24 protein-coding genes and 1 riboswitch are annotated in these 23790 nt (G+C 57.9%); of the genes, 8 read left to right on the top strand and 16 right to left on the bottom strand.

Translation table 11 applies throughout. From position 1 onward, the window contains the following. Positions 1–29: 29 nt before the first annotated feature. Positions 30–1223, bottom strand: a complete 1194-nt coding sequence (locus RY831_RS25110; protein ID WP_326509116.1) for a pyridoxal-phosphate-dependent aminotransferase family protein — start codon at positions 1221–1223, stop codon at positions 30–32. A gap of 191 nt (positions 1224–1414) precedes the next feature. Between RY831_RS25110 and RY831_RS25105 the strand changes: the two genes are divergently transcribed. The 3 genes from RY831_RS25105 (at position 1415) to RY831_RS25095 (ending at position 3068) form a co-directional block, all read left to right on the top strand. Further along, positions 1415–2107 carry a tRNA-uridine aminocarboxypropyltransferase gene (locus RY831_RS25105; RefSeq protein ID WP_326509115.1) on the top strand — a complete coding sequence of 231 codons (693 nt, stop codon included), beginning with the start codon at positions 1415–1417 and terminating at the stop codon, positions 2105–2107. 101 nt (positions 2108–2208) lie between these two features. Continuing rightward, entirely contained in the window at positions 2209–2436 is a 228-nt protein-coding gene (locus RY831_RS25100; protein WP_326509114.1) for a hypothetical protein, read from the top strand. Positions 2437–2516: 80 nt separating this feature from the next. Then, positions 2517–3068, top strand: a complete 552-nt coding sequence (locus RY831_RS25095) for a hypothetical protein (RefSeq protein WP_326509113.1) — start codon at positions 2517–2519, stop codon at positions 3066–3068. Between the two features lie 56 nt (positions 3069–3124). Here RY831_RS25095 and RY831_RS25090 read toward each other — a convergent pair whose 3' ends face one another. Further along, complete coding sequence (locus RY831_RS25090; RefSeq protein ID WP_326509112.1) at positions 3125–3394, bottom strand: hypothetical protein; 270 nt, start codon at positions 3392–3394, stop codon at positions 3125–3127. Between the two features lie 285 nt (positions 3395–3679). Between RY831_RS25090 and RY831_RS25085 the strand changes: the two genes are divergently transcribed. Further along, entirely contained in the window at positions 3680–3958 is a 279-nt protein-coding gene (locus RY831_RS25085) for a hypothetical protein (RefSeq protein WP_326509111.1), read from the top strand. Between the two features lie 120 nt (positions 3959–4078). On the opposite strand, the gene RY831_RS25080 is transcribed toward RY831_RS25085, so the two are convergent. The 4 genes from RY831_RS25080 to RY831_RS25065 form a co-directional block, all read right to left on the bottom strand. Next, the gene (locus RY831_RS25080; RefSeq protein WP_326509110.1) at positions 4079–5839 is read right to left on the bottom strand and encodes an MBL fold metallo-hydrolase; all 1761 of its coding nucleotides are present in this window, start codon (positions 5837–5839) and stop codon (positions 4079–4081) included. Positions 5840–6245: 406 nt separating this feature from the next. Beyond that, positions 6246–6452, bottom strand: coding sequence for a hypothetical protein (locus RY831_RS25075; RefSeq protein WP_326509109.1), 207 nt, complete (start codon positions 6450–6452; stop codon positions 6246–6248). Between the two features lie 128 nt (positions 6453–6580). Next, positions 6581–7231 carry a uracil phosphoribosyltransferase gene (gene upp / locus RY831_RS25070; protein ID WP_326509108.1) on the bottom strand — a complete coding sequence of 217 codons (651 nt, stop codon included), beginning with the start codon at positions 7229–7231 and terminating at the stop codon, positions 6581–6583. A gap of 317 nt (positions 7232–7548) precedes the next feature. Then, positions 7549–7634, top strand: a riboswitch (cyclic di-GMP riboswitch). A 96-nt stretch (positions 7635–7730) separates the two neighbouring features. Continuing rightward, positions 7731–8033 carry a hypothetical protein gene (locus RY831_RS25065; protein ID WP_326509107.1) on the bottom strand — a complete coding sequence of 101 codons (303 nt, stop codon included), beginning with the start codon at positions 8031–8033 and terminating at the stop codon, positions 7731–7733. A gap of 10 nt (positions 8034–8043) precedes the next feature. Between RY831_RS25065 and RY831_RS25060 the strand changes: the two genes are divergently transcribed. Further along, positions 8044–8625, top strand: a complete 582-nt coding sequence (locus RY831_RS25060; RefSeq protein ID WP_326509106.1) for a lytic transglycosylase domain-containing protein — start codon at positions 8044–8046, stop codon at positions 8623–8625. Here the strand turns inward: RY831_RS25060 and RY831_RS25055 are convergent. The 5 genes from RY831_RS25055 to RY831_RS25035 form a co-directional block, all read right to left on the bottom strand. Next, a complete protein-coding gene (locus RY831_RS25055) occupies positions 8591–9835 on the bottom strand; it encodes a YihY/virulence factor BrkB family protein (RefSeq protein WP_326509105.1) in 1245 nt (414 codons plus the stop codon). The two genes, RY831_RS25060 and RY831_RS25055, sit on opposite strands and share 35 nt — an antisense overlap. Positions 9836–10024: 189 nt before the next feature. Next, positions 10025–10888: a glycosyltransferase family 2 protein gene (locus RY831_RS25050; protein WP_326509104.1), complete on the bottom strand. Its 864-nt coding sequence runs from the start codon at positions 10886–10888 to the stop codon at positions 10025–10027. A gap of 206 nt (positions 10889–11094) precedes the next feature. Then, positions 11095–11547 carry a thrombospondin type 3 repeat-containing protein gene (locus tag RY831_RS25045; RefSeq protein ID WP_326509103.1) on the bottom strand — a complete coding sequence of 151 codons (453 nt, stop codon included), beginning with the start codon at positions 11545–11547 and terminating at the stop codon, positions 11095–11097. Between the two features lie 105 nt (positions 11548–11652). Further along, a complete protein-coding gene (locus RY831_RS25040; protein ID WP_326509102.1) occupies positions 11653–14973 on the bottom strand; it encodes a DUF748 domain-containing protein in 3321 nt (1106 codons plus the stop codon). Between the two features lie 157 nt (positions 14974–15130). Then, complete coding sequence (locus tag RY831_RS25035; protein WP_326509101.1) at positions 15131–15619, bottom strand: response regulator; 489 nt, start codon at positions 15617–15619, stop codon at positions 15131–15133. A 194-nt stretch (positions 15620–15813) separates the two neighbouring features. On the opposite strand from RY831_RS25035, the gene RY831_RS25030 reads away from it, so the two are divergent. Both RY831_RS25030 and RY831_RS25025 read left to right on the top strand, forming a co-directional pair. After that, positions 15814–16110 carry an ArsR/SmtB family transcription factor gene (locus RY831_RS25030; protein WP_326509100.1) on the top strand — a complete coding sequence of 99 codons (297 nt, stop codon included), beginning with the start codon at positions 15814–15816 and terminating at the stop codon, positions 16108–16110. A 62-nt stretch (positions 16111–16172) separates the two neighbouring features. Then, positions 16173–17258: an alkene reductase gene (locus RY831_RS25025; protein WP_326509099.1), complete on the top strand. Its 1086-nt coding sequence runs from the start codon at positions 16173–16175 to the stop codon at positions 17256–17258. Positions 17259–17442: 184 nt separating this feature from the next. Here the strand turns inward: RY831_RS25025 and RY831_RS25020 are convergent, their stop codons facing one another. Continuing rightward, on the bottom strand, positions 17443–17922 hold the full coding sequence (locus RY831_RS25020; protein WP_326509098.1) for a nuclear transport factor 2-like protein: 480 nt from the start codon (positions 17920–17922) through the stop codon (positions 17443–17445). A 523-nt stretch (positions 17923–18445) separates the two neighbouring features. Between RY831_RS25020 and RY831_RS25015 the strand changes: the two genes are divergently transcribed. Continuing rightward, on the top strand, positions 18446–19399 hold the full coding sequence (locus RY831_RS25015; RefSeq protein ID WP_326509097.1) for a diguanylate cyclase domain-containing protein: 954 nt from the start codon (positions 18446–18448) through the stop codon (positions 19397–19399). Between the two features lie 54 nt (positions 19400–19453). Here RY831_RS25015 and RY831_RS25010 read toward each other — a convergent pair whose 3' ends face one another. The 4 genes from RY831_RS25010 to RY831_RS24995 form a co-directional block, all read right to left on the bottom strand. Continuing rightward, entirely contained in the window at positions 19454–20503 is a 1050-nt protein-coding gene (locus RY831_RS25010; RefSeq protein ID WP_326509096.1) for a site-specific integrase, read from the bottom strand. A 682-nt stretch (positions 20504–21185) separates the two neighbouring features. Continuing rightward, on the bottom strand, positions 21186–21557 hold the full coding sequence (locus RY831_RS25005; RefSeq protein ID WP_326509095.1) for a hypothetical protein: 372 nt from the start codon (positions 21555–21557) through the stop codon (positions 21186–21188). 479 nt (positions 21558–22036) lie between these two features. Next, entirely contained in the window at positions 22037–23188 is a 1152-nt protein-coding gene (glf, locus tag RY831_RS25000) for a UDP-galactopyranose mutase (RefSeq protein ID WP_326509094.1), read from the bottom strand. Between the two features lie 87 nt (positions 23189–23275). Further along, positions 23276–23509: a hypothetical protein gene (locus tag RY831_RS24995; protein WP_326509093.1), complete on the bottom strand. Its 234-nt coding sequence runs from the start codon at positions 23507–23509 to the stop codon at positions 23276–23278. Between the last annotated feature and the right edge of the window lie 281 nt (positions 23510–23790).

Below are 23790 nucleotides of genomic sequence, written 5' to 3'. Positions count from 1 at the left end.
GGCTCATCAAAACGCGCGACCCTCCGATTTCAGCTTCCCGTCAAACCCTTTTCCAGTTCGGCGATGCCCGACGGCAGATCGACGGCCGCACCGGCAAACTGCATGCTGGTTCCCAGCGCATGCAGCGTGCGGAACAGATTGTGCGCCCGGCTTTGTTCGCCCATCTGGCCGATACGCACGATGTTGGCGCCGAAGGATCCGGAAATCTCCACCCGATGCACGCGCGACATATGGGTGCGCACCGCATCCCCCGATACGCCGTCCGGCACGGTAATGCCCACCACCGAGTTCAGCCGTACATCGGCCGATACCGGCAGCTCCAGTCCCATGGCTTCTATGCCTCTCTGCAGCGCCAGCGAGCACAGTGCATGCCGCTCGAAACGGCGCGGCAGCGTCTCTTCGCATACCAGGCGCAGTGCTTCATGCAACGCCAGGATGCCTGAAACCGGCGCCGTATAGTGATAGGACTTCTGGTTCCAGAACTTGTCGGCGAGAAGGGCATCGAGGCACCAATGAGACAGGGTATGCCGGCGCGCGGCGATGCGGCTCCAGGCATTTTCCGAGAACGCGAGCAGTGAAACGCCCGGAATGGAAGACAGTCCCTTCTGGCCGCCGGTAATGACCGCATCGATTTTCCATCGGTCCATTTCCAGCGGCATGGTGCTCAGCGTGCAGACGGCATCGACGATTACCATGCAGCCGTAGCGATGCGCCAGCCGCGAAATCGCCTCGAGATGCCGGTTGAATACGGTATTCGACGTTTCTCCCTGCACGATGGTGAGGGTGCGGAAATCACCCTGTTTCAGATAGCCTTCCACTTCCTCCGGATCGGCGGCGCGGTTCGATGCCACTTCCATTACAACCACTTCGCCTCCCACGCGGGCGGCCATGTCGGCCATGCGCCGGCTGAAGTAGCCATTGCATACGGCGAGCACCTTGCTGCCGGGTTCCACCAGGTTGACGATTGCCATTTCCATCGCCGCAGAGCCGGGACCGGCGACGCCGAGCACATGACGCGACGTGGTCTGAAACACATAGGCGCCCATTTCCTTTACCTGCTCGATGACCTTGTTCATGGTCTCGCCGAGATGGTTGATGACGATGGAGTTGGCGTAGGCCACCTTGTGCGGGATCGGCACCGGACCCGCTCCCATCATCAGCAAGGGCTCCTGCGGCAGCAGATGGTCGAGAGAAGAGACGTTCGGAGCTTGCAGTGTTTCCATGGCGGGGACAGTCATATGAGTAGGTGAGAGAAGACGCATCAGCTTAACGGTCCTGTTTTATGCGAGTCCCAATACACTTTGGCAAATAGTTGCATAGGGTGGCCCGGGGAACTCGCCGGTACACTGAGCGGCGCGGGGTGGTGCCGGGTGATATAGTCGTGGCGCCTGCGCTACTTCCATCGCTGCCTTGCATGACGCCGAACGATTCCATTCCCGAGAAACCATCCCGTCCGATCTGCGGTCGTTGCGCCCGCCCGCGGTCGGCGTGCATCTGCCGCTGGATCACGCCGGTCCAACCCATTCCCGAGGTGCTCATTCTTCAGCATCCGCTGGAAAGCCGCCAGGCAAAAGGCAGCGCGCCGCTGCTGCACCTGAGTCTCGCCGGCAGCCGGCTGGCCGTCGGTGAAACGTTCGATGATGATGAACTGCGGCGCCTGCTGCATGCGCCTGTCGAGCGTGAAGACGCGATGGCAGCGACGCAGTCAGGTGTTTGCGGGCCGCAGGAAATTCATCCGGTGCTGCTGTATCCCGGGACGCCGGAAATGCCGGTGTCGTTCGTTCCCGGCGATTACAGGAGCAGGCCGCCCGGAGTCTTTCGACTGCGCCTCGTGATTCTCGACGGCACATGGCGCAAAAGCCGCAAGCTGCTCCATCTCAATCCCATGCTGCAAACCTTGCCAAGGATGTCCCTGCAGCAGGTCGATACTTCGCGGTACAGCATCCGCAAGGCGCACGCACCCGACCAGCTTTCCACGCTGGAAGCCGCCTGCCGGGCCTTGATGCAGCTCGAAGGCAATGAGGCAAAGTATATGCCCTTGCTGCACGCGTTCGAAGGCTTCGTGAATGAGCAACTATCGCGTGTGCCGCCCCGGAACTGTTGCTGAATCAATGCAGTGCAAGGCCGGGTGATGCGAGGACGAAAGCAGGCACGGCTTTCGCTTGAGCTGTCTTTCCCGATCGGACATTTACATGGAAAGGAGCAGACATGAGCCGAATCAAGGCGGCAATCGATGACGACGGCCAGGAAAGCTCCGTCGAATTTTCACTCGACGAAGTGATCGCTCATCATCAGGATGGCACGGCATGGAAGGACATGAATGACGACGATCGCATGTCCGTTATCAAGGATTATGCGGCGTGGCTGTACTCTAGGCAGAATGGCCGGGCCGGCGATCTGCGGGTGAGCGTCAGTCCCAATGCGCTTGACCGCTGACAGGTAGTTTTTACCGCAGGAGCGCAAGCATGCCATGTGCTCCTGCGCCCCGTACATGCAACACGATGGCAGGAGAGTGTATGACCCCAGAGACACTGGAAGTCGGCAAGACCTATGGCGGTACCTTGCTCGATGCGGATGCGGCTGTATTCGAGTTTTCCAAGTCCGGCCCCGAACTGCGCCTGTTCTTCGCCGACCCGCCGGACGATCTGATTCGCACCGTGACCGAGGACGAGGTGCGCATCGGTGTGCTACAGGTGGAGAACATCGCGGTGGTGCCGTGGCAGATCGGCGATAACATGACCGGCGATGCACAGTTCCATGTCTTTCTCTACCCGCCGGAAACGCGCCCCGTGCCGGAAGCCCTGAGCCAGGACAGCCGCTTTACCCTGTACCTCAGCCTTATCGACCGCCGCAGCCGGACGATACGGGCGGTGCGCCGGCTTTCGATGTCGGTGCCCATGAGCGATAAGTTCAATGAAATCATTGCCAGTCAGCATGGCAACCATATCGGCCGCGAGGAGTATGACGCGCAGGTCAGCATCTACCAGAACCGGTATGCCGATGTGACGCAGGCCATCCGCGACGCGGCCATTTTCGAGCCCTTGCAGCCGGTTCACGGCGCAGATTAAGCGCGTACTAAGCACGCACCGGCCTCGCACAGACTCGCAAGAACAGATTGCGCTGATCAGCTGGACAGCTTGCCCGCGCCCAGCACCCGCATTAGCGCATCTTTGCCATGCAGCCGCAGCTGGCGTTCCAGCTGCTCGCGCGCGGAATGTTCGGTTCCCTGCGGACCGCTGGTGATGCGCTTTCCGGAAGAGCGTTCGGTAATGGCCCATCCGCCGTGCTTGTCGTACAGCCAGGTATGCAAAATGAATTGCAGCTCTTCGAAATCCGGCACGACGATCTCTTCGCCGATCAATTCCTGCGGCTGCCCGAATTCATTCTGGATCAAGAATTTTTCCATGATTGAGTGTGGCCGGTTAAAGACCTGCCATCAAGAGAGAGTACTCGCCGTGGACGGGGTTCCGCAAGGAGCCGTTTCCGAGTGTCCGCAACCGAAAATGCATGAGGTAAGTTGAGATTTCTCGAAGGCGAAACGGAAAGGCTTGCGACAATGGAAGTGCACCTGCCGCAAGTGTTTTAACAAGCGAGAACAAATTTGCGCAGAGCACAGTCCTAACAGGTACCGAATACCGATTTTTCACGATGAGTGCAGTAGAAAACAGGAGGCGTTGCAATGGAACTGAATAAAAGGTTGCCGACGACCGGGCATGCGACACGGCTGCTCGGCAACAAAGGATTGCTGATCGGGCTGGCCGGCGGTTTGGCCGCGGTGGCATTGCTGTCGATGGGCCGCACCCAGACCAAGGGGCGGCGATTTTCGGACCACGGGGCTGATCGGCGCAATCCCATGCATTTTTTTCTGGCCGGACGCTTTCCCCAGCGCCGCGCCATTGACCGTTCGCGCCAGCGTCCCCTGTTCGAGCGCAGGCAGTCCGTCTACGATTCGTATTGACCGCATGACCGGCATGAAAGACGAACAAGGTATCTGAAACCTGCACATCTGTAGCCTTCCAACGCCTTGGCGCGGTCGACCATTTTCATGGCGGTTGCGCAGAGGCGCCTTATGATGTTTTCAGGCGCCGCCTTTCGTCCCGCGTACTGACGCATTCCCCGTATTCCACAGGCCTTCCGCAGCGGAACGCCAGAACAAACCCTCCACCGCGGCACGTCCATTCGCCTGCAGCTTTTCGAGATGCGCCAGCAGGGAACGCGCAGCCATCGCATGCCGCTGCGGCGGCACGTCATCGTAAGCGATTGCTACCAGTTCCTCGATACGCGCTTCCCCGAGCGCTGCAAGGGCCCTCTCGATTTTTGCTTCCCGCGCCATCCTGTGTGCGACGATGCGGTCGACTACGGCATCGGGATTCTCGATCAGGAAGCCATGGCCCGGAGCGAGATAATCGATATCCAGGGTCTTCAATAGCTGGAGGGAAGCCAGATAGGCTTGCATGTTGCCGTCGGGTGGATTGATGACTACCGTCGAGCCTTGCATGATGTGGTCGCCGGTCAGCAGGATACGGTCCTCTTCAAGCAGATAGCAAAGGTGATTCGATGCATGTCCTGGCGTATGTACGGCACGCAGCGTGCAAGCGCCGATCCGGATCGTCATGCCATCCTCGAGCGTCTCATCGGGCACGAAGGCGCGGTCCTGGTTGCCATGCGGCGGCGCCGGCATCCCAAGCACCCGGGCTCCGGTCTGCGCCTTGACAAGTGCCGCGGCAGGTGAATGGTCGATATGGGTGTGGGTGGTCAGCACCCAGCGAATGCGGCCTCCGGCATGGCGAAGCACCGCCGCGACATGGCTTGCATCCGCGGGACCAGGATCGATCAATGCGAGATCATCGCCTTCGCCGACCAGATAGCTGTTGGTGCCGGGGCCGGTCATGTAGCCGGGATTGGGGGCTGTCACCCGGCGCAGATATCGCGATAGTCGGGTCACTTCGCCGGGAACAATGTCGCTGGCGGCATGGCCCTTGCCCTCCGGGTCCAGCTTGCCGACTTCGGCATAGGCGGCATCACCCTGGATCAGCACCCGGCGCCCCTTGCTTCCGGCCGATACCCTAGGTTGATGTGTCGGCACTGTCGCCAGGCTGCGCGCGTAATCCATCAATGCCGCGACGTCATGGAAACGCGCCAGCGTTTGCAGCGTGCGCACCGTGGCAAACATCATGTCGGCCTCACCCGACTTATGGCGCGCCAGGGCATCCTCGGGCCGCAGCCACATGCTGGCAATGGTTTCGCTGTTGTCATGCGAGCCGCATTGGCCGGCGGGCGCCGCAGAGATGTAGAAGCGCGTGTCGAAACGGCGCGGTGCGCCCACCGGCGTGATCCAGTGCGCGAAATAGGCAAGCCGTTCGAACGCAGGCCGCATGCGCAGCGCCCGGCACAGGTCGGCAAAAGCCATTTCTCCCGATGCGACCTTGCCGCGCGCTTCCGCCAGCGCCGCGCACAAGGACGGTTCGGCCGTATCGACAGGGCGCCCGTGCGCGTCATCGGCAAGCAGTATGCCGGCTTCCTCGTAGCATTCCCGGATAGCGGCCGTCCAGTAGGCCAGCCCTCCCGAGGGCAGGCCTAGGCGTTGGCTGGCGCTGATGTCGGCTGTAGCATCGGGCGCGAAGAATGCATCGCCGTCGCCGGCATCCACGGCTCCTCCCGGAAAGACATAGCCGCCCGGCACGAAGGCTGCCTGGTGAGTACGCTGCAGCATGAAAACTTCCAGGCCTCGTGCGCCGTCACGTACGAGGATCAGGGTTGCGGCAGGGCGCGGCGTCAGGGGCGGCTTAGGGGCAGCGCCGGGAATTGAAGCAGGGGCAGGGACAGGTATGGCAGCCATGGGCAGTTTTCAATCGTTGGCGTTGAAGATCGATTGTAGTCGAGCTTGCTTCCACGCACAGGCGGCCTCTGTTAATGCGGTGGCGCTTCAGTTTTCGAGTGAACGAATTGCTGCGGCATGTCTCAAAAAATTAAATTGCTAAATTGACAGGAAAGGATAACAAGATGAAGCCTCCCATTCTCATAGCCTTGCTCGTGCTTGCGATGCTGGTCGGCCTCGGGATGATATTTGCCGTCATGTAGCTTCAGGCGCAGGGCAGGGCGGCTGCATGACGGTGCATGACGGTGCGCGGAGGAGGGCGACCTGGCAAGAAGTTCTGGCGGCACACGAACATCGGCACACGGATATCACCAGCAGCGCGCTGTAACACCCGGGACATCCTAGATGCCCGGGTGACGTCTGCACATCAGCGGGGGCTGCGTTTCGAAGGCGGGGCTTCGGACTCGTTCAATACCCGGCCCGAGCTCGGAATATTGGCGCCGGGATCGAAGATTTCCGCATCGCTGACGTCCCGGCTGGCCGGGTCGATGAGATTGGCCAGCTTTTCGAGAGCGCCCTGGTCCTGGTCCTTGTCCTGCTTGCCTGCGTTGGTGTCGGTGTGTGGTCGTGTCATGATCAGCTCCAAAATACGTGCGACCACAATCGAGCCCGCATTGTTCCGGTCATTTCCAACAGGAGACGGATCGCGGCGCCGTTAGCCGTGACGCCATCGGGCCGCCACATCATCGTTGAAGATCCGGCTTATTTCGTTCCGAACAAACGATCGCCCGCATCGCCCAGTCCGGGAACGATATAGGCATGCTCGTTCAAATGGGAATCGAGCGACGCGACGTACACCTTGACGTCCGGATGCGCCTTTTGAAAAACCTCGATGCCTTCCGGCGCCGCCACGAGCGCCATGAAAATGATCTGGTCGTCGCCGACGGCGCGCTTCTTCAGCACGTCGACCGCATGCACCGCCGAGTTGCCGGTGGCGAGCATCGGATCGCAGAGTATGAAGATGCGTTCAGCCAGATCGGGAAGCCGGACCAGGTATTCCACAGGGCGGTGCGTGTCGGGATCGCGATAGACCCCGATATGACCGACACGTGCCGAGGGCACCAGTTCGAGCAGGCCGTCGCTCATGCCGATGCCTGCCCGCAAGACCGGAACAACCACCAGCTTCTTTCCGGCGATGATGGGGGCCTCGATCGTCTGCAGCGGCGTTTCGATGCTCACTGTCGTCAGCGGCAGGTTGCGCGTGATTTCGTACCCCATCAGCAAGGTGATTTCGCGCAGCAGTTCGCGAAACGTGCGGGTCGACGTTTCGCGGTCGCGCATGTGCGTCAGCTTATGCTGGATCAGCGGATGATTGAGGATGAAGAGATTGGGAAAACGGGAATCTTGTCTCATGTCGTCGTCGGTAAGGTAAGGCATGCGGGCACCGCTGTCGGGTAATCCTTGCGGATGCCCGGGCTGGCGAATCATGCAAGAGTATACGGCAACATGAACGGGGAAAGCGCAGCGATGTACTCGCCACTCCCCTTCGTCCCGGACTTCCTCGCGTCGACGCAAAAACCGATCGCGGGCTCCTGCTTCCTGCCGCAGCATGATCGCCACGCTGCGGCGCACAAAACGCGAAGGCAAAAAAGTAGACAAAAAGTGTGACAAATCGCATCAGTTCTTTCCACAAGGAAATGACGCGCGCTATGCTCGTCGCACGAATCACCAAATCAATTCGGCAAACCCGTTGAAAGGCGGGGACGCAAAGCTTCTGGTCTAAGGGCTGTTTGCCTATGACAGCAGAGCTGCACATCATGAACGCGACATGAACGCGATGGAAGCGACATCCGCCCGGATTGTTTCGCTCCGCAAGCGCCTGCAGCCGCAGCAGAAGACCTTTACGTCCCCGCTATTGTCCGGCCGCTTCCACGCCGGTCGTGACATTCATCGCGGTCGTGCCGTAGGAGGATGGAATGTTGCGCTCTCGTTCAACGCCGCCGCTGCCCGCCGCGGCTTCGCAAGTCACCATCGCAGCAGGATGCTGGATCTCAACGCGACAATTTGCACGTGCGATAGGCGTGACGAGTTGCGCGGCAATCGCCGCATGCACAATGCTTGCCGGGTGCGCCGGTCCGGCGGTGCAAGCGCCGCAGGAAGAGCCGCCGTCCGTAACGTCGTCATCGCAGGCGAACCAGCTCACGAATAGACCCAAGAAAAGCTGGATGAATCGGGCGACCAGCGTCAAGGACATTCTCGCCGAGTGGGGCACGTTCGGCGCCGACAACGGACGCGGCCGATTGCCGCGCAAATCCGTAAACGCCCGTTCGCGGGACACTGTGCCTCTGGCGCAGGATTACAGCTTGTCGGTCGACGAGATCGTGGCCAACGCGTCCTGCCATGCATGCGAGGACAAGCCCTTTCACCACATGGTGCTGGCAGCATCGAGCCAGCATGGCGTGCCGGCCGGGCTGATCCACGCTGTCATTGAGAAGGAATCAGGCTACGACCCGGGTGCCACATCACCCAAGCAGGCGCGCGGATTGATGCAGCTTATGCCGGATACCGCGCGCTTCGTGGGGGTGAGCCGCGCCCATAGTCTTTATGACCCACAGATCAATATCAATGCAGGCACGGCCTATCTGAAGTACCTGATGCAGAGCCATACGACTTTCGACAAGCTGCTCGCTGCATATAACGCCGGTCCGGGCAATGTGCGCAAGTACAACGGTGTTCCGCCATTTGCCGAAACGCGTCGCTACATCCGGGATGTCAAGCGATACTATTCCGCGACGTCGAAGGACTAGGCCCGCCGTCGCGCAACGGGAGCGGCTTCGCCTGTTCCACGTTGCTCGTGCCGGCTCGGCTGCCCACTTTCATTGCATATTCGTGCGTGAACAGCGAACCGTAGAAAAAGATCTGCGCTGAATAGTAGATCCATGTGATCAGGATGACGACCGATCCGGCGGCGCCATAGGAAGAACTGATGTCGGCGCTGGCGACATACATTCCAATGGCGAATTTGCCGATGATGAACAGTATGGCAGTGATGACGGCGCCGACGATCACGTCTCTCCAGGCAATTTGAGTCGCCGGGAGATACTTGAAGATCACCGCGAAAAGCCCCGCAACCACCCCGAACGACACCAGGTGCGAGACGACCATGGTGACGGTTTTCAGGATCGTGCCCGTCGTGCCGCCTCCAAATACGCCTTCCATCGAGGCAAGCGCGGTGCTCACCCCGAGGGTCATGAGCAGCATCAGCGCCAGCACCAGGATCAGTCCAAAGGAGAGAAAGCGTTCTTTCACAAGAGCCCACAATCCCGATTGATTCGATGGCGGCACTTCCCATAATTCATCGAGGCTATCCTTCAATTCGGCGAAGGCGCTGGTTGCACTGACCAGCACCAGCGCGATCGAGACGAGGCCTGCGATCAGGCCGCCAGACTCGTTCTTGGCGCCGCCTAGAATGGTTTTCACCGCGTCCGCGCCCTCGCTTCCCATCAGCTTGGACATCTGTTCCAGCAGATTCTGGCGGACGGTATCCTCGCCAAAGAAGAATCCGGCGATGGTGACCACCAGGAGCAGCATCGGCGCAAGAGAAAACAGCGTGTACAGCGCCAGCGCAGCGCCCTTGCTTGCGGCACGGTGCGCGGACCATTCCTTGGCTGCCGAGATGGCGATATGAAGCAGCGCCTTGGGACGTGATTCCTTCCGAAGATCCTCATGCGGCTTTTCGTCGACCTGCACCTTTGGCGCGCCTTTGGTTCCGTCTTTTGCCTGAGCCTGAGTCTGTGCCTGTCCGGCAGCAAGCTCGCGGCGCTGCCCGCCAACAGGCTGTGCGGGAAGACGCTTTGGATTGAGTGCCTCGGCACTGCTCGTGAAGGCCTGGTGCTGCTGTTTCAACTGCTTCCGTTGCGCCTGCTTGCGTAACTGCCAGAAGGAAAGTGCCGCGACCGTGGCCTTCAATAAACCGTGCACGATCTGTTGTTTGTCAATTTGATTCGGGCCTCGCATGGACATCTTCCTTTATGCCGTTGCCTACGGATCCATGAATGCCGCAACCGGTGAAGGCGCGGCAAATGTTTGTGGTACTGCATTAATGACAATATGATGGTCGTTTCGTAACTTTGTTCCAAGCCCTCGCATGGCGGTCGTCCTGCCGCATGCAATGCAACGCAGTGACCTGTGCAAGCGCAAGAAGAGCTAGTGACGCAGCAGGCGATACAGTGCCAGGGTTTCCGGAGCAAGGACCTTGCGCCTGCGGAAAACCCAGGGCAATTCCTTTGCGGCATTACCCAATGCCTTGAAAAGAATGCGCCTGTTTTTCGCTGAGCGGCAGGTGCGCAGCGTCTCGCGCAAGGCATTGCGTAGAGGGAGGCGCAGCCAGCTGACCCACAGGGCGTTGCGTATGACGATGATTTGCCGGCCTGGATTGTCGCGCTGTGGAGAGGGATGATGATGCACCGTCATTTCCGGAATGTAGACCACGCGCCAGCCGTTGCTGACCAGGTCGAGAGAAAGCAGTTCTTCTTCGCCTCCGACAAAGAACTTCTGTTCGTAGCCGCCGGCTGCCAGATAAGGTTCGCGGCGAACAACCGTGGCACAGGCTATGAACCCGAGCAGCGACCGCCCAGGCAGTCCGTCCGAGGGGAGAGGGCTTTCGGCGAGGATGCGGCAGATCGGATCTTCCCTATTGTCCGTTCCGAGAAGGATTCGGGCGCAGATTGCCGCCACGCGGGGATGGCCATCGAGAATGTCTACCGCCCTTTCAAGGGAGCCGGCGGCCCACCATGAGTCATCGTCGCAAAAAGCGACATAGCGCGTTTGAACTGCGCGAACTCCGAAATTGCGCGCCGCCGCGCCGATGTTCTGCCGAAGGCGTATTAGGGTTGCTTGAGGAAATTCCCTGCTTACCATCTCGGCCGTATCATCCGTCGAGGCATTATCGACAATCACGATGTCCGGAGTTTCGGGAAGCGAGAATAGTTGCTGGAGTGTGCTGCGCAATTCCGATGCGCGATTGAAGGTCAGGATGACAATCGATAGAAGGTTGCGTAGCTTTTGCACAATTTCCCCCGGAGACAAACGAAAACCACATGAAAAACGCAGGTCAGCCGTTTGAGGGGCTGCCCTGCGTTATGTTTCATGTTTTCCCCGCGGGGACACGAGGAAACAGGGAGGATACAAGCGCTGCTTGGAATGCTTCCGCCGATTCAGAGAGCGACGGTACTTGGCTCTGCCAGTTTGCAAAGCGTCCGCGGTCTTGTTTCCTGTTAGTAGCGATAAGGATTATGCGGCCTGCGGTCATAGCGATTGGCCACGCCGTCGCCATCCCGGTCCCGGTCCGCATAGTTGGGAACGCCGTCCCTGTCCTGGTCGCGTCGACCGTTGTTCCAGTGCTGATGCCGCCAGCCGTGATTGTCTACGCGGCGCGGATGCGCATACACCGGCTGCGGATGTACGTAGACGGGCGCGGGCTGTACATAGACAGGCCGGGGCTGCACATAAACCGGACGCGGATGCACGTATACCGGCTGGGGCTGCACATAGACAGGTGCTGGCTGCACATAAACAGGCGCCGGCTGTACATAGACGGGTGCCGGTCGCACATAAGGCCCTGGAATATCGATATTGATGCCGACGTCAACCCGGGCATGAGCGACATTGGCTGATACCAGCAGCACCAGTCCGGCCAGCGAGCCGACGATGCCTATGGTTTTGTTCATGATCCATCTCCTTGGTTGATGTCGATATTACATACCAAGGCTGTACCTTTATCCACAGATATGTCGTAAGGATTGTTACAAAATGTTTCGCTGACTTGACACGGCTTATCGGAGGGCAAATTCGACTCGACTGCCGGCCGCATTGCCATCTGGTTTGCCAAGCTTGGGTGCAACGATGAACAACCGTTCCGGTACGACCTGGCCCTTCTGCTGCAGCCATAGTTTCGTGTTCTGGGCGCGCTGGTTACCAAGTGCAATAAGATCGTCTTCATCGACCTCGGCATTGGCAATGATGAGTTTTTCCATTTCGCCGACGGAAACACTCTTGGGCAGACCAATCACGTTGCGCGGTTTGGGGAATTTTGCGTCCCGATAAACGCGTGCCACCAGGTCAGCGTATTCATCCGGCCGTATTGAGATTTCCGCAGCCTCGGGCGAACCTGGGCGGATGCCGGCATCGCGCAATTTGAGCGACCTGACCCTGCGCTCCAGGTAAGTGCGCTTCAGGCCCTCCCGATCAGCCTCCGGGTCGACCTGGCCACCGATGTCGAGCTTGAGATTCGGCCGTTCGCTCAAGGCGCGGGCAAGCGACTGGAGTTTGGACTCGGCTGCGGACGGTATCGTGGCACGCCCGGGTTCATAGTCGATGGAGGACAGCTCCGCGCCGCCTCCGAACAATGATCCCAGCATCGCGAAGGGCTGCGTGGCGGCTTTCAGGATGGCATTGCCAATTACCTTCATAAGAAGGCCGCCGATCGAAAATTGCGGGTCGTCCAGCGAACCGCCGATCGGAAGATTCAAGTCAATCACGCCATTGCGGTCGCGCAGCAGTGCAACCGCGAACTGCACCGGCAGCTTGGTTGCGTTCGGACTGTCGACCTTGTTGCCGAAGGTGAGCTGATCGAGAGTCAGACGATTCTCCGCGGTCAGCTTGCGCTGATCGACGCGATAGGCAACTTCGAACGAAAGTTTTCCCTTTTCGATGCCGTAGCCCACATAGCGCCCGGAATAGGCCGACAGCGGGGCCAGTTCCATGCCCCGGACATTGGCCTTCAGATCCAGAAACAGATCCCCGCGCAGCGGATTAATGCTGCCATTGACCGCCAGCGGTGCGCCATTGACCTCGCCGCGCATGTCGACCTGCGCATTTCCGGCTGCGACCGAGGATAGACCGGTTACTCCGCCGCCAAAGTTGGCCAGAGTAGTGGAATAGTTGGGGCGAATGAAGTTGTCGGTGAACCGGATGCGTCCACCCTGCAGCGTCAGTTGGCGAATGGCGATTGGCGGCAGACCGGGGGCCTTGGCATTGCCCGGTTTGTCACCGGCAAATGCCTCCTCCGGGCTCGCCGTAGCGGCCGGGGCCGCCGGCTTGGCGTTGCCCCGGCCGCTCTTGTCGTCGTTGCGTTCGGTGAGACTGCGGCTGCCTTGCGCATCTCCGCGCGCAATATCCTGCAGGTTGATGCGCCCGTTGGGATCGATGATCACGCGCGCAAAGAAGTCGCTCAACGCAACCTGGTCGGCGGAAAAGGCAAATGGAGCCACGCGTAGATCCATGCCGCCGACGAACAGCGATTTCCAGCGCAGGAAGTCATTGCCGCTCAACTTGTCGACCGTCGCCACGTTGCCCAGCGTTAGGTCGCCCTTGAATCCGCCCTGCACGGCATTGTCCTTCCCGGACGCCAGCTGCAGCCTTCCCGACGCGGTAAGGCTGGCGCGCGTCAGCTTGAGATTGACGTGATCGGTGATGTACGGCTGCAGAGGCAATATGTCAATGCCCTTGATGTCGACTGCGAAGTCGGTATGAAGCGGCGCAATGCCAAGGTTGCCCTCCATCGCAAGAAGGCCGCCTTGGTTGACATTGGCCTTCAGCGTCAACGCCGCAGGCGCCGCTCCCGGCGCATTGGACAGGTTTTTTAGCGAAGCGCTGAGCGGAGCAACCGTGATCACGGCCGGTTCGGCATGATTGTGGTCTTCCACACGGGCTGTCCAGTTGCCAATATGAATCGCGCCGATAGACAGCAGCGGCCCGGTTTCGGACTTGAGCGCTGGATCTGTCGTGACGCTCTTGGCGGCCTGCGGAACTGGAATGGAAGACGCCGCGGTTCCGGATTTCTCCTGCCGCAGCTTGAAGGCTGCGCTGTCCGAGCGCAACTCAGCGATGTCGATTGCATTGCGGCGCAGATCGATATCAAGCTTCTTGAGAGTGAACTTGAATCTCTCGACGTCGGCCTGCATGGGACGGGCTGCGGCCTCATCGTCGAAGTGAAGCGCCGCATTGCTCACCGCAATCTCGCCCACTGAGAGGCGCGGCACGGCAGTCTTGGCACCAACAGGCTGCGCCTTCCCCGGAGCAGGTCCGCTGGCTTGTGTCGGAGCCAGCATTCGTTCGATATTGATGCGTCCGTCGCTACCCCGCTGCACATTGGCCTGGAATCCATCGAGGGAAATGCGAGCGATACTGATGCGCTCGCCGAACAACGGCGTATCCCGCAGCTCGACAGCGAGTTCGTCGAACCTGGCAATCGATTTCCCGCCAGGCTCACTGATTTGTACCGCACTCATTGACGTTCTGCCGCTAAGCGTAACGGCGGCGGGCTTTCCTTCCGGTTGCAGGAAATTTGCCTGCATCTTCATGGTCAGCTTTGCGCTCGGCACCTTAATCCGTGCCTTGAACGGCAGATATTCGACGAAGCGGGTCAGGTCAAAGTTTTCCAGGTCCAGATCGACAGTCGCGTCACGCGTGCTGGCAAACGGACGCGCCTTTCCCTTGAGCAGAACGGGTGTGCCATTGACCTTGGCGTCAAGCAAGGGCTCGACGAAAATCTGCACGTCGGATGGCAGCGATGAGATAAAGGGAATTCCGATGCGCAGGTCGCCGACTACATGCTTGGCGCGCGTTGGCTTGTCGTCAAACTCGATTCGCCCGCCCTCAAGCTGGATATTATTGATCGAGAACCTTGCCGTCTCCTCCGAGGCTGGCTGATCGGAAAGCGCAGCAAGGATATCGTCGAAGTTGTATCGATTCGCATCCAGGCGAGCGATATGCAAGCGTGGCGCGGCAATGTGCAACTCCTGAACTATGGGAGCCACGCGTATCAGCGATTCGGCGGACAGGTTCACCATCAATGCGTCGATCTCGGCGAATACGTTCTTGCCGTCGGCTTCGTATAGCCGGAAACCTTCGACGGCCAGTTTCAGCGTGAAGGGATTGAACCTGACTTCTTCAATTTGTGTCTGGCGTTTGAATTTTTCCGCGAATATTTTCTCCGCCTGGGATTTGGCGATGAATGGCAGCAGCAGGAAACCTGCAACCGCATATAGGCTCAGCAAACCGGCCAGCGCGGCCAGCGCGAGCCCAATCCGGTACAGGGAGCCGTGCCTGGCTGCGGCGGGAGACCAGATTCGGGATGTAATTTTTTTCAACATGGCATCGAAAGAGAAGTCTTTCGATTCTACCAGCCGTTTCCGGCGTGATAGTTGCCTGCTTTTACGCGTTACACACCGTTACCGTCGGCGTGGTAGCGCAGCCATTCGGACTCCGGCCGGCACCAGCTCTGCAAATCCGATGCTAACCCGAACAACTTCAAAGCGAACGCGGAGGCATTAGCGAAATTTGCTGCAACTTGTCGAGGCTGACCGGCTTGACCCAATGAAGGTCGAAGCCTGCGGCATCAGCCAGTTGCTTGTCCTGCTCGCCGCCCCAGCCGGTCATGGCTACCAGCACCAGCGATTGCTGATCCGGCGCCGTGCGCATCTGGCGCGCCACTTCATAACCGTCCATGTCCGGCAGGCTGATGTCGAGCAGTACGATATCGGGATGACAGCGAGCTCGTTCCGCAAGGGCTGTGCTTCCCTGGTTTGCGACAAAGACTTCATGGCCCAGGAGGCGCAGGAGTTCCGCCGTGGATTGAGCGGCATCGTCGTTGTCGTCAACCACCAGCACGCGACGGGACTTAGAAAGCGATTTCCCTGCGGAGGCGCCTTCATTGTGGCCCTTTGTTTGGTTCGCCAGTACGAAGGCGTTGGAGATATCTTTCAGCATGGCGTTGGGAGGGGATCCGTAACGAGTCATGAATGGTTTTCAACAGTGTGCGTATCTTTTAACCGATAGCGCTCCGTCAGAGATTAAGATTCCGCAAAAGTGCCGGTTATAGCGTCCCAAGCAAACTCTCAAGATATATCGTAAATTAGCGATATTCGTCGGTTCCGGAATATCGGCAGCCACACTGTTCCCACTTCAACATTGAAAAGACGCAATCCCGCCTGATGGATATCGATGTGATTCACAAGGCATTGGCCAACCCGGTCCGTCGCCAGATTCTCGAGTGGCTTAAGGCCCCGGAGCAATATTTCGCCCATCAGGCACATCCGCTCCACCTGGGCGTGTGCGCCGGGTTGATCGACGAACGCGCCGGGCTGTCGCAATCCACGGTCTCCGCCCACCTTGCGGTTCTCCAGCGAGCTGGCCTGATCGAAGCTCAACGCGAAGGTCAATGGGTTTTTTTCAAAAGAAATGAGGCGACGATCAAGGCGTTTCTTGAAAGCTTGAACGACAGGCTATGACGCTGTCCCGAGCCCGCCTAAGTTCAACGGTATCCACCGTTGCAGTTTTATAAAGAGGTTTTATGACAACATTGTTTACACCACTCCAGGCAGGTGACCTGAATCTGCCCAATCGCATCATCATGGCGCCACTGACGCGTTCACGCGCAGTAGGCGAGGGACGCATTCCCAACGCGCTCATGGCGCAGTACTATGTCCAGCGCGCTTCAGCCGGCCTGATTCTTTCCGAGGCGACCGCGGTAACGCCGCAGGGCGTGGGTTATGCCGACACGCCGGGCATCTGGTCCGATGAGCAGGTGGCCGGCTGGAGGCAAATCACCGATGCCGTGCATGCTGCCGGCGGCCGCATCATGCTTCAGCTCTGGCATGTAGGCCGCATTTCCGATCCTGTCTTCCTGGACGGTGAATTGCCCGTTGCACCAAGTGCAATCGCGGCGTCGGGCCATGTCAGCCTGGTAAGGCCGAAGCGTCCATATGTCACTCCGCGTGCATTGTCGCTCGAAGAAATCCCGGGCCTCGTCGCGGCATATCGCAAGGGTGCCGAAAACGCCAAGGCGGCCGGGTTTGATGGTGTCGAGATCCATGGTGCGAATGGCTACCTTCTGGATCAATTCCTGCAAGACAGCACCAATAAGCGCACCGATGCATATGGCGGAAGCATCGAGAACCGGGCGCGCCTGCTTCTCGAGATTACGGATGCCTGCATCGAGGTATGGGGAGCCGGCCGGGTCGGCATGCATCTGGCGCCCCGCGGCGATTCCCACAGCATGGGAGATTCGGATCCGGCTGCGACGTTCGGCTATGTCGCGCGCGAACTGGGCAAGCGCAAGATTGCCTTCATCTGCGCACGTGAATCGCTCGGTGACGGCCGGCTGGGTCCGCAGATCAAGGAAGCGTTCGGCGGCGTCTATATCGCAAATGAAAAAATGACCAGGGAAAGCGCGGCGGATCTGATTGCCACGGGTGAGGCCGACGCGGTGGCTTTCGGAAAACTTTTCATCGCCAATCCGGATCTGCCGCGCCGCTTCCGTCTCGGCGCCCCGTTGAACGTACCCAATCCGGATACGTTCTATCATCCCTCGCCTGAAGGTTATATTGATTACCCCGCATTAAATGATGCAGATGTGGCCGGGACGGCCGCGGCATAAGTGACGGATCACCTGGACTTCTCCGGACGGGATCGCCCGTTCTGAAAAGTCCGGGTCGAGCGTGGCCGATCCCAAACCTTGAGAAACCCTGAGCCTTTTGCGGGGTTAAGTCTTTCTTTTCCAGCCACTTGATGCGGACGGGTTTCGCATGTCCTGGTTTCCAAGCCAATCGGCTCGCCTGTGGTCATGCTGCTTGCCGAGGCGAGTCGAAATCCAGTTCAAAATTGTAGTAACGCGTTTCGTCAGGCATCGTTGGACGACTGGGAAAACCGGCGTTATTCAATTCGCCACGGCACGTGCGTACCGATAGGTTTGTCGGATCGTAGATCACGGTCAGTTTCTTGAACTTCTTCCGGGCTTCGTTCAGCTCGAAAATGTCAACGCTATCGAATTCGACGACTTGTCCATCGTTGCCGATGCACGTGCAATGACAGTGCAGCGCAATTGAGGCCCCTTGCGAGAGTGCTTCGAAGACATGCCGTATGCGGATGATAAACCGTTCATTGTTGTGAAACAGAGTCGGAACGTAGGCGCTGACCGGCAGCTGCCCATGAGTGGGCGACACGACTGGCGCATTTGGCGAGTCGAACAGTGCAAGAATGTCGGCCAGACTTGATGCATTGATGGCAGCAAGGTAGCGCCGGCACAAGTTCAAGGGCTCCATGGCAATTCCCGGTGGGTGCGAGCGGTGATGACTCGCACGGGGTCAGAATGCACTCGATCGGTATCGAGCAGCGTGTTCGCGCCGGCGAGTATAGCCATTATGCAGACTCGATTGATCCCATGGACATGGGAAAAAGCGGCATGGATTGAGATTATCGATGTATAACCGCCGCGCATCAAAAGTGCCGCAGGGGCTAAGCCGCCGACTGCTCATCCGCAATGAAATCCATGACGCATTTCCCCCTATTTATGGGAAGCGGGTAACAACGCTCTTACATAGAATAGTTGCGCAATTGCAATTCAGACGCGAGCACGATCAGGTCTCGATCGCTTGCGAATCGGTTTCTTCAGCCTCACCAGCACCAACGCATTCAATGAACGATTTATTTCGTACGATGCCATTCCCCGCTTCCAGGTCCACTCTCCATATCGAAAGCGGCCAGGCGGCGTTCCGATTGCTCGTCGTGTGCGTTTTTATCTTATATGCGCTCGTTGCCGTATTCTTCCTTCCATTGAAGCCGAATGTGCCGCTTCTGGTTCTGCTCGGCGTTTATTTCTGTTTTGCCCTGGGCTGGATGTTCGTCTGCAGCCATGCTGTTTTCAGGCTCAAATCAAGGTTGAATGCATCGATACTCGTCGACCAGGCGACGATTGCATTTGCAATGCTGATCGGCGGAGAATTTCTGGCGCCGGTATGGTGGGCACCGATCAGCGTATCCATAGGATGTGGATTGGTGGGCGGAATCTACTATGCGAAACTAGCGTCCCTGCTTGGGGCGGGAATGGTTGCGCTGGCCTGCATGCTGTCGCCGTACTGGCAAGGTGTTCCGCTGCTGTCCATAGGCGTGGTGCTCGCGATACTCGTCATACCGTGGCAGGCGGCGCTTGTATCGGAACAGATTGCACGCGGGCGCAAAGAATTGCAGCGCAGGGCGCAGGCATTGGAAACGGCGTCGAAGACCGATTCGCTGACGGGCGTACTGAACCGCGCCGGCTTTGATGAGGCGCTTGCATGCGTACTAAAGGACACGAACACAATCTGTGCAGTGATGCTGCTCGATCTCGATGGCTTCAAGGCAGTCAACGACGCCGCCGGACATCAGGCGGGAGACGAACTCCTTCGCCTGGTCGCGCAGCGTATTAGCCACTCCCTCCGAGATTCCGACAGGATTGCCCGTATCGGCGGCGATGAATTTGGCATCCTTGCGTGCGGCCTGCATGCGGCTGACGATGCCGAATGGCTCGCCTGCAAGGTGCTGCAAGCCATTGCAGCAGTGTGCATTCCCGGGCATGCCGGACTTCGCATCACCGGCAGCCTGGGTATCTGCATTCATCCCGATGCCTGCATGACTACCCCGGCGTTGGTGATGGAACGCGCGGACCGTCTCATGTACGACGCAAAGCGGGCGGGCAAGAATCAGTACCGGACGTCCTTTGATCCGAAGCGCCCACGCCGAAAGGCAAGTGACGCAGCGTGAATGCGCTCAGTCCGCACGCGGCCTTTTTCCGTCGTGAAATAGCATGCCGGCTCTTCACACGACGTCAACCTGGTTGGGAAGAACATGGCGATAGCGAGCCATACTGTTGATGTCTAGAATTCCAAGCCATCGCGCCACTTCAGTCTCGGTCTTGCCTTTCGCAAGCTGGCGCAGGGCAAATGTATGACGCAGCTTGAAAACGCCTCCACCCTCATCCCCCATGCCTGCTCCCGACAGTACCGCCTTGCACGATTCATAGCAGCCGGTATGCGACCAAGGCTTGCCCGAGCGGGTGGAAGGAAAGACGAGTTCTCCGTCGATATTCTGCGCTTCGCGAATCGAGAGCCAAAGGGCGAGCTGACGACCGGCCCATTCGGCGACCGGCGTTTCACGTGCCGGCGCATTGCCGTTGCCAGGCAATGCAAGTTTCCATGGCACGCCGGCCTTGCGTCCGCCGGCGACGGCAACCCCGTCCAGCGTCATGACCCGAACGTCGCCCGGCGTGAGGCCGGCACCCAGCATCAATGCCACCGCGGTGCGGTCCCTTACCTCCTTCCATGTAAGCGGTCCTGATGCGGACTCGGAATGCCTGATCTCCGTCAGATAGCCAATGAGGCGTTTCGCCTGCGCCTCGGTGCAGTAGTCCGGCAAGGGATCGCGATGGCTGGCGTTGGCATACCGGTATTCGCTCAGCTGCAGTAGTTCGGTGGCGGCGGGATTGGGAGTGACGCCGTCGCATCGGGCTTGAAAGCGCGTTACGCGATCGATCAAGGTGAGCATGCGCCAGGCATAGCGAGGGGAAAGCTCTTGGCCCTTGGTACTTGGTCGCGGACGACCGTTGGCGTTACCCGCGCCGCGCAACGCCAGGAAAGTCTTGATGTCGGCTGCTTCCACCGTGGTGGTGTCTAGACTTCGCGACGCGCAATAAGCGGCAAACGCATGCCACATTTCCTGATAAACAATTGCGGACTCGTCTTTCAAGGGTCGCTCGCTGCGCGCAGTCGATCCCGAGCGTGCTCGGTATTCGACCCATGCCTTGAAACTTTCACGCAGTTTCTGCTCAAGGACGGCGGGGTCTTGGTCTGGAAATAAAGGAATAGTCATAAATGCCACTTTACAAGCCTGCGCAGTAGATTGCCTGCATTTTCTCTGAACATCAGGCGCTTGAGAAGCCATTCGAACTAACTGCGAGGCGTTCGCACACGAGGGTTATACCGGAGCCGGAAGGAGTGCGTGCACAGTGTTCAGCAGTTGGAGAGATTCGACGGTTAGTTCGTTTTTTTGCGGTGTGATGAATGATTCTGCAAGATATTTACGCTAATCAACGTTCCCTTTGGAGAGGCATCAGATCAGCATGAGTACTCTTCTACTTCGGAAACTGCACCCAGAGATGGGAGAGGAGATTCGGATGGAATATGCAAGCCGGATGGCGCCGGCAGGTAGGACGAGAGGCAGCATCCGTTAAACTGCGATGAAGCGGGATAAACATGCATCAAGCGCCAAACCTGAGGCCCACGCCTCAGCAACTTGCGGCCCTTGGACATCGATAGACGAGATTGCCGACCGCTCATATCAGGTTGAGGCGCAACATTACTCGCTTGATGAATATCCGACTCAAGCAGCGATAAACTCGATAAGGACGAGTCCAACCTATTCTCTACGGCGTTGCACAGCTCGCCTGCGCCGTCGTGTCGATCAGTATGTTCATCTGAAGGCGATCAAGCATCATTGCGGCAATTCAATGAACACCGTGTCGCCATCAGTGGCATTGTGCCAGGTCATGTTTTCATTGACGACCGGGCTGTTCAGAACTGTCGCCGCGTGAGCTCACGTCTTGCGGAGCGTGATTAAGGGCATAGTCTTCGTCGGACATCATGTATTCCTGCTCGGCAGCGATTTGAGCCTCCTCGGGCAGGGATTCATGCTTGCGCGCACGTTCTGTAAGGATCGCAACATTTTGGAGTTTTCTTTCGACGGTGTCGGAAAGCGTACTCAGGGTAAGAGGCGTCGGTAGCATGAAATCGCACTCTTTTGCGGCTCGTACCAATTCGCTGCCCTCATCAAGCGCCTGTTCCTTAGATCCGGAAACATCCTGCAGACGAGACTTCAACGACAGCAGTCGGTCGGCGAGTTCCTCCAATTGAGCTACTTGCATCATCGTTTTCCTCCATGCAGTCAGCGGCATTATCAAATAGTTCTGACCGCGATGGCACAGCAGCGGTTCTCGCTTTCGCATGCAACATTGTTCGGGATACAAAATGTCACAGCGGCAGCATCACCGCGGTTCTATACTGCAATTTCCATCTTCTGGGAGAGAGCGAATGAGCAAGTGCCAGGTTATTCCCCTGCAGGGAAAAGTCCGCGCGAAGCATGCCGAAGCTAAAATCACGTCGTATTCAGCGATGCTGGCCGATGGTGTCGCTAGCGTACTTTCCGAGCCTCGACATGCTCGAATATATGATTTCCAACGGCCTGGGCTAAATGGCGTTCATGGCATGTCCGACGTCGGTACTAATGAAGGCGCTGTACAGCACGGCTTGCCTCGGCAAGAGCCGTAATAGCGATCAGGCATGAGCCGATGATAGTCTTCATCGGCTCATTAGCCTTATCTTACAGGCCCTTGAATCAGACGAATGCCTAACCCAGCGGATTGATATTGAATGCGGGCATTTGTTGGTTGGTTTGGGTAAGCGACAGGAAACGCTCGGCCACATCCAATGCCTCTGCGATTGTTACGTGCATATCCAGATACCGGTAGGTGCCGAGTCGTCCGACAAATGTGATATTGCGTTCTGCCTGAGCAAGCTCGATATACTGCTTGAGCTGCGATTTGTCCTTCACCAGACGAATGGGGTAATACGGGATATCGTTCTCCTCGCAATATCGGCTGTACTCCTTGAAGATCACAGTCTTCTCATGCGACTCCCACGGTGAGAAATGCTTGTGTTCCGAAATGCGAGTCCAGGGCACATCCTCGTCGCAATAGTTAAGCACAGCGTTTCCCTGATAATCACCTGTATGCGTCTCTGCATGAAAATCTAAAGTGCGATAACCAAGCCGCCCTTGACTATAGCCGAACCAGGTATCAATCGGCCCGCTATAGAAGACATGATCATAGTCGGCAGATGCCGATCGTTCGAAGGCTGTATTCAAATGCAGCTTGATGTTCGGATGATCAAGCATTTTTTCCACGATGTAGGTATATCCATTCTTCGGCATACCCTGGTATGTGCTTGCGTAATAATTATCGTCGTAGTTGAAGCGCACGGGCAGCCGTTTAAGAATACTGGCCGGCAGCTCGGATGGATGAAGCCCCCATTGCTTGCTGGTATAGCCCTTGAAAAACGCTTCGTAGAGGTCCTTTCCAACGAAACGTAGAGCTTGCTCCTCGAATGTCTGCGGCTCGGCAATGGACTGATCGCCGATCATCTTCATGAATTCTTCAGCTTCCCGCGGATTGAAGGTCTTGCCGAAGAACTGGTTGATCGTAAGCAGATTCACGGGTAGCGAAAAGACCTTACCTTTAGTGATCGCCTTCACGCGATTGGTAAAAGGCATGAATTCGTCAAATTCTTGCACATAGTTCCAGACTTTTTCATTGCTCGTGTGGAAAATATGCGGCCCATAAGTATGGACCATGACGCCAGTCTCGGTATCGCGTGCGGAATGGCAATTGCCGGCAACATGGTTTCGTGAGTCAAATACGCTTAATTGATAACCGGCCTTCGCAAGTTCATGAGCAATAACGGCGCCGGAAAAGCCTGCTCCGACAATAGCAATGTTTTTCAATGGATTCCCTTTTCGCCAACGGTTAAAGGAACTGGGTCAACCTGCAACCAGCAATTCCTAGTTAGGATTCGTGTAAATTTTTTAAGTTTATTTGTACTGGGCAGTGATCGATTGATACATAGCAGGAAGCGAACGATCCGTATTGCGCACCGGAAGATACTTGCGAATTTTCAACGGATGACAAAGCGCAGCGGCAGGATTAATAAGGAAACGACACTTTTTTGAGTCAGGCATTACATCAAACGGCGTTCCCGTATCCCAAAAGGAATATTGGCCCCAAATCAATATTCCTTTATGAGGGGCGTTTTTTCTCTTATGCATAAAAAAGTGCTTGGCAGACTGGCGAATGCTTTGCTATAGTTCGGCTCCCGTCGCGAAACGCAGCAAACAAAGCGAGCAGCGACAGGGACGAAACAGTGCGGTAAGGGATGGCGGTTTGCAGTGGAAATTGCCCCTTGAAGCACGACAGCCGCACCCTATATGGGAATGACGGCGACAGACACGACGCTCTGTCAGGCAAGGTTCTTTAACAACCAACAACCGATAAGTGTGGGCGCTTGATGAAGCGAGCCGGCAGCGCAAGCTGCAAGCTCAAACAACAT

It is taken from the genome of Noviherbaspirillum album (genome assembly GCF_035916955.1).
GTDB lineage: Bacteria > Pseudomonadota > Gammaproteobacteria > Burkholderiales > Burkholderiaceae_D > Noviherbaspirillum > Noviherbaspirillum album.
This window is presented reverse-complemented; position numbering and strand designations above follow the sequence as displayed.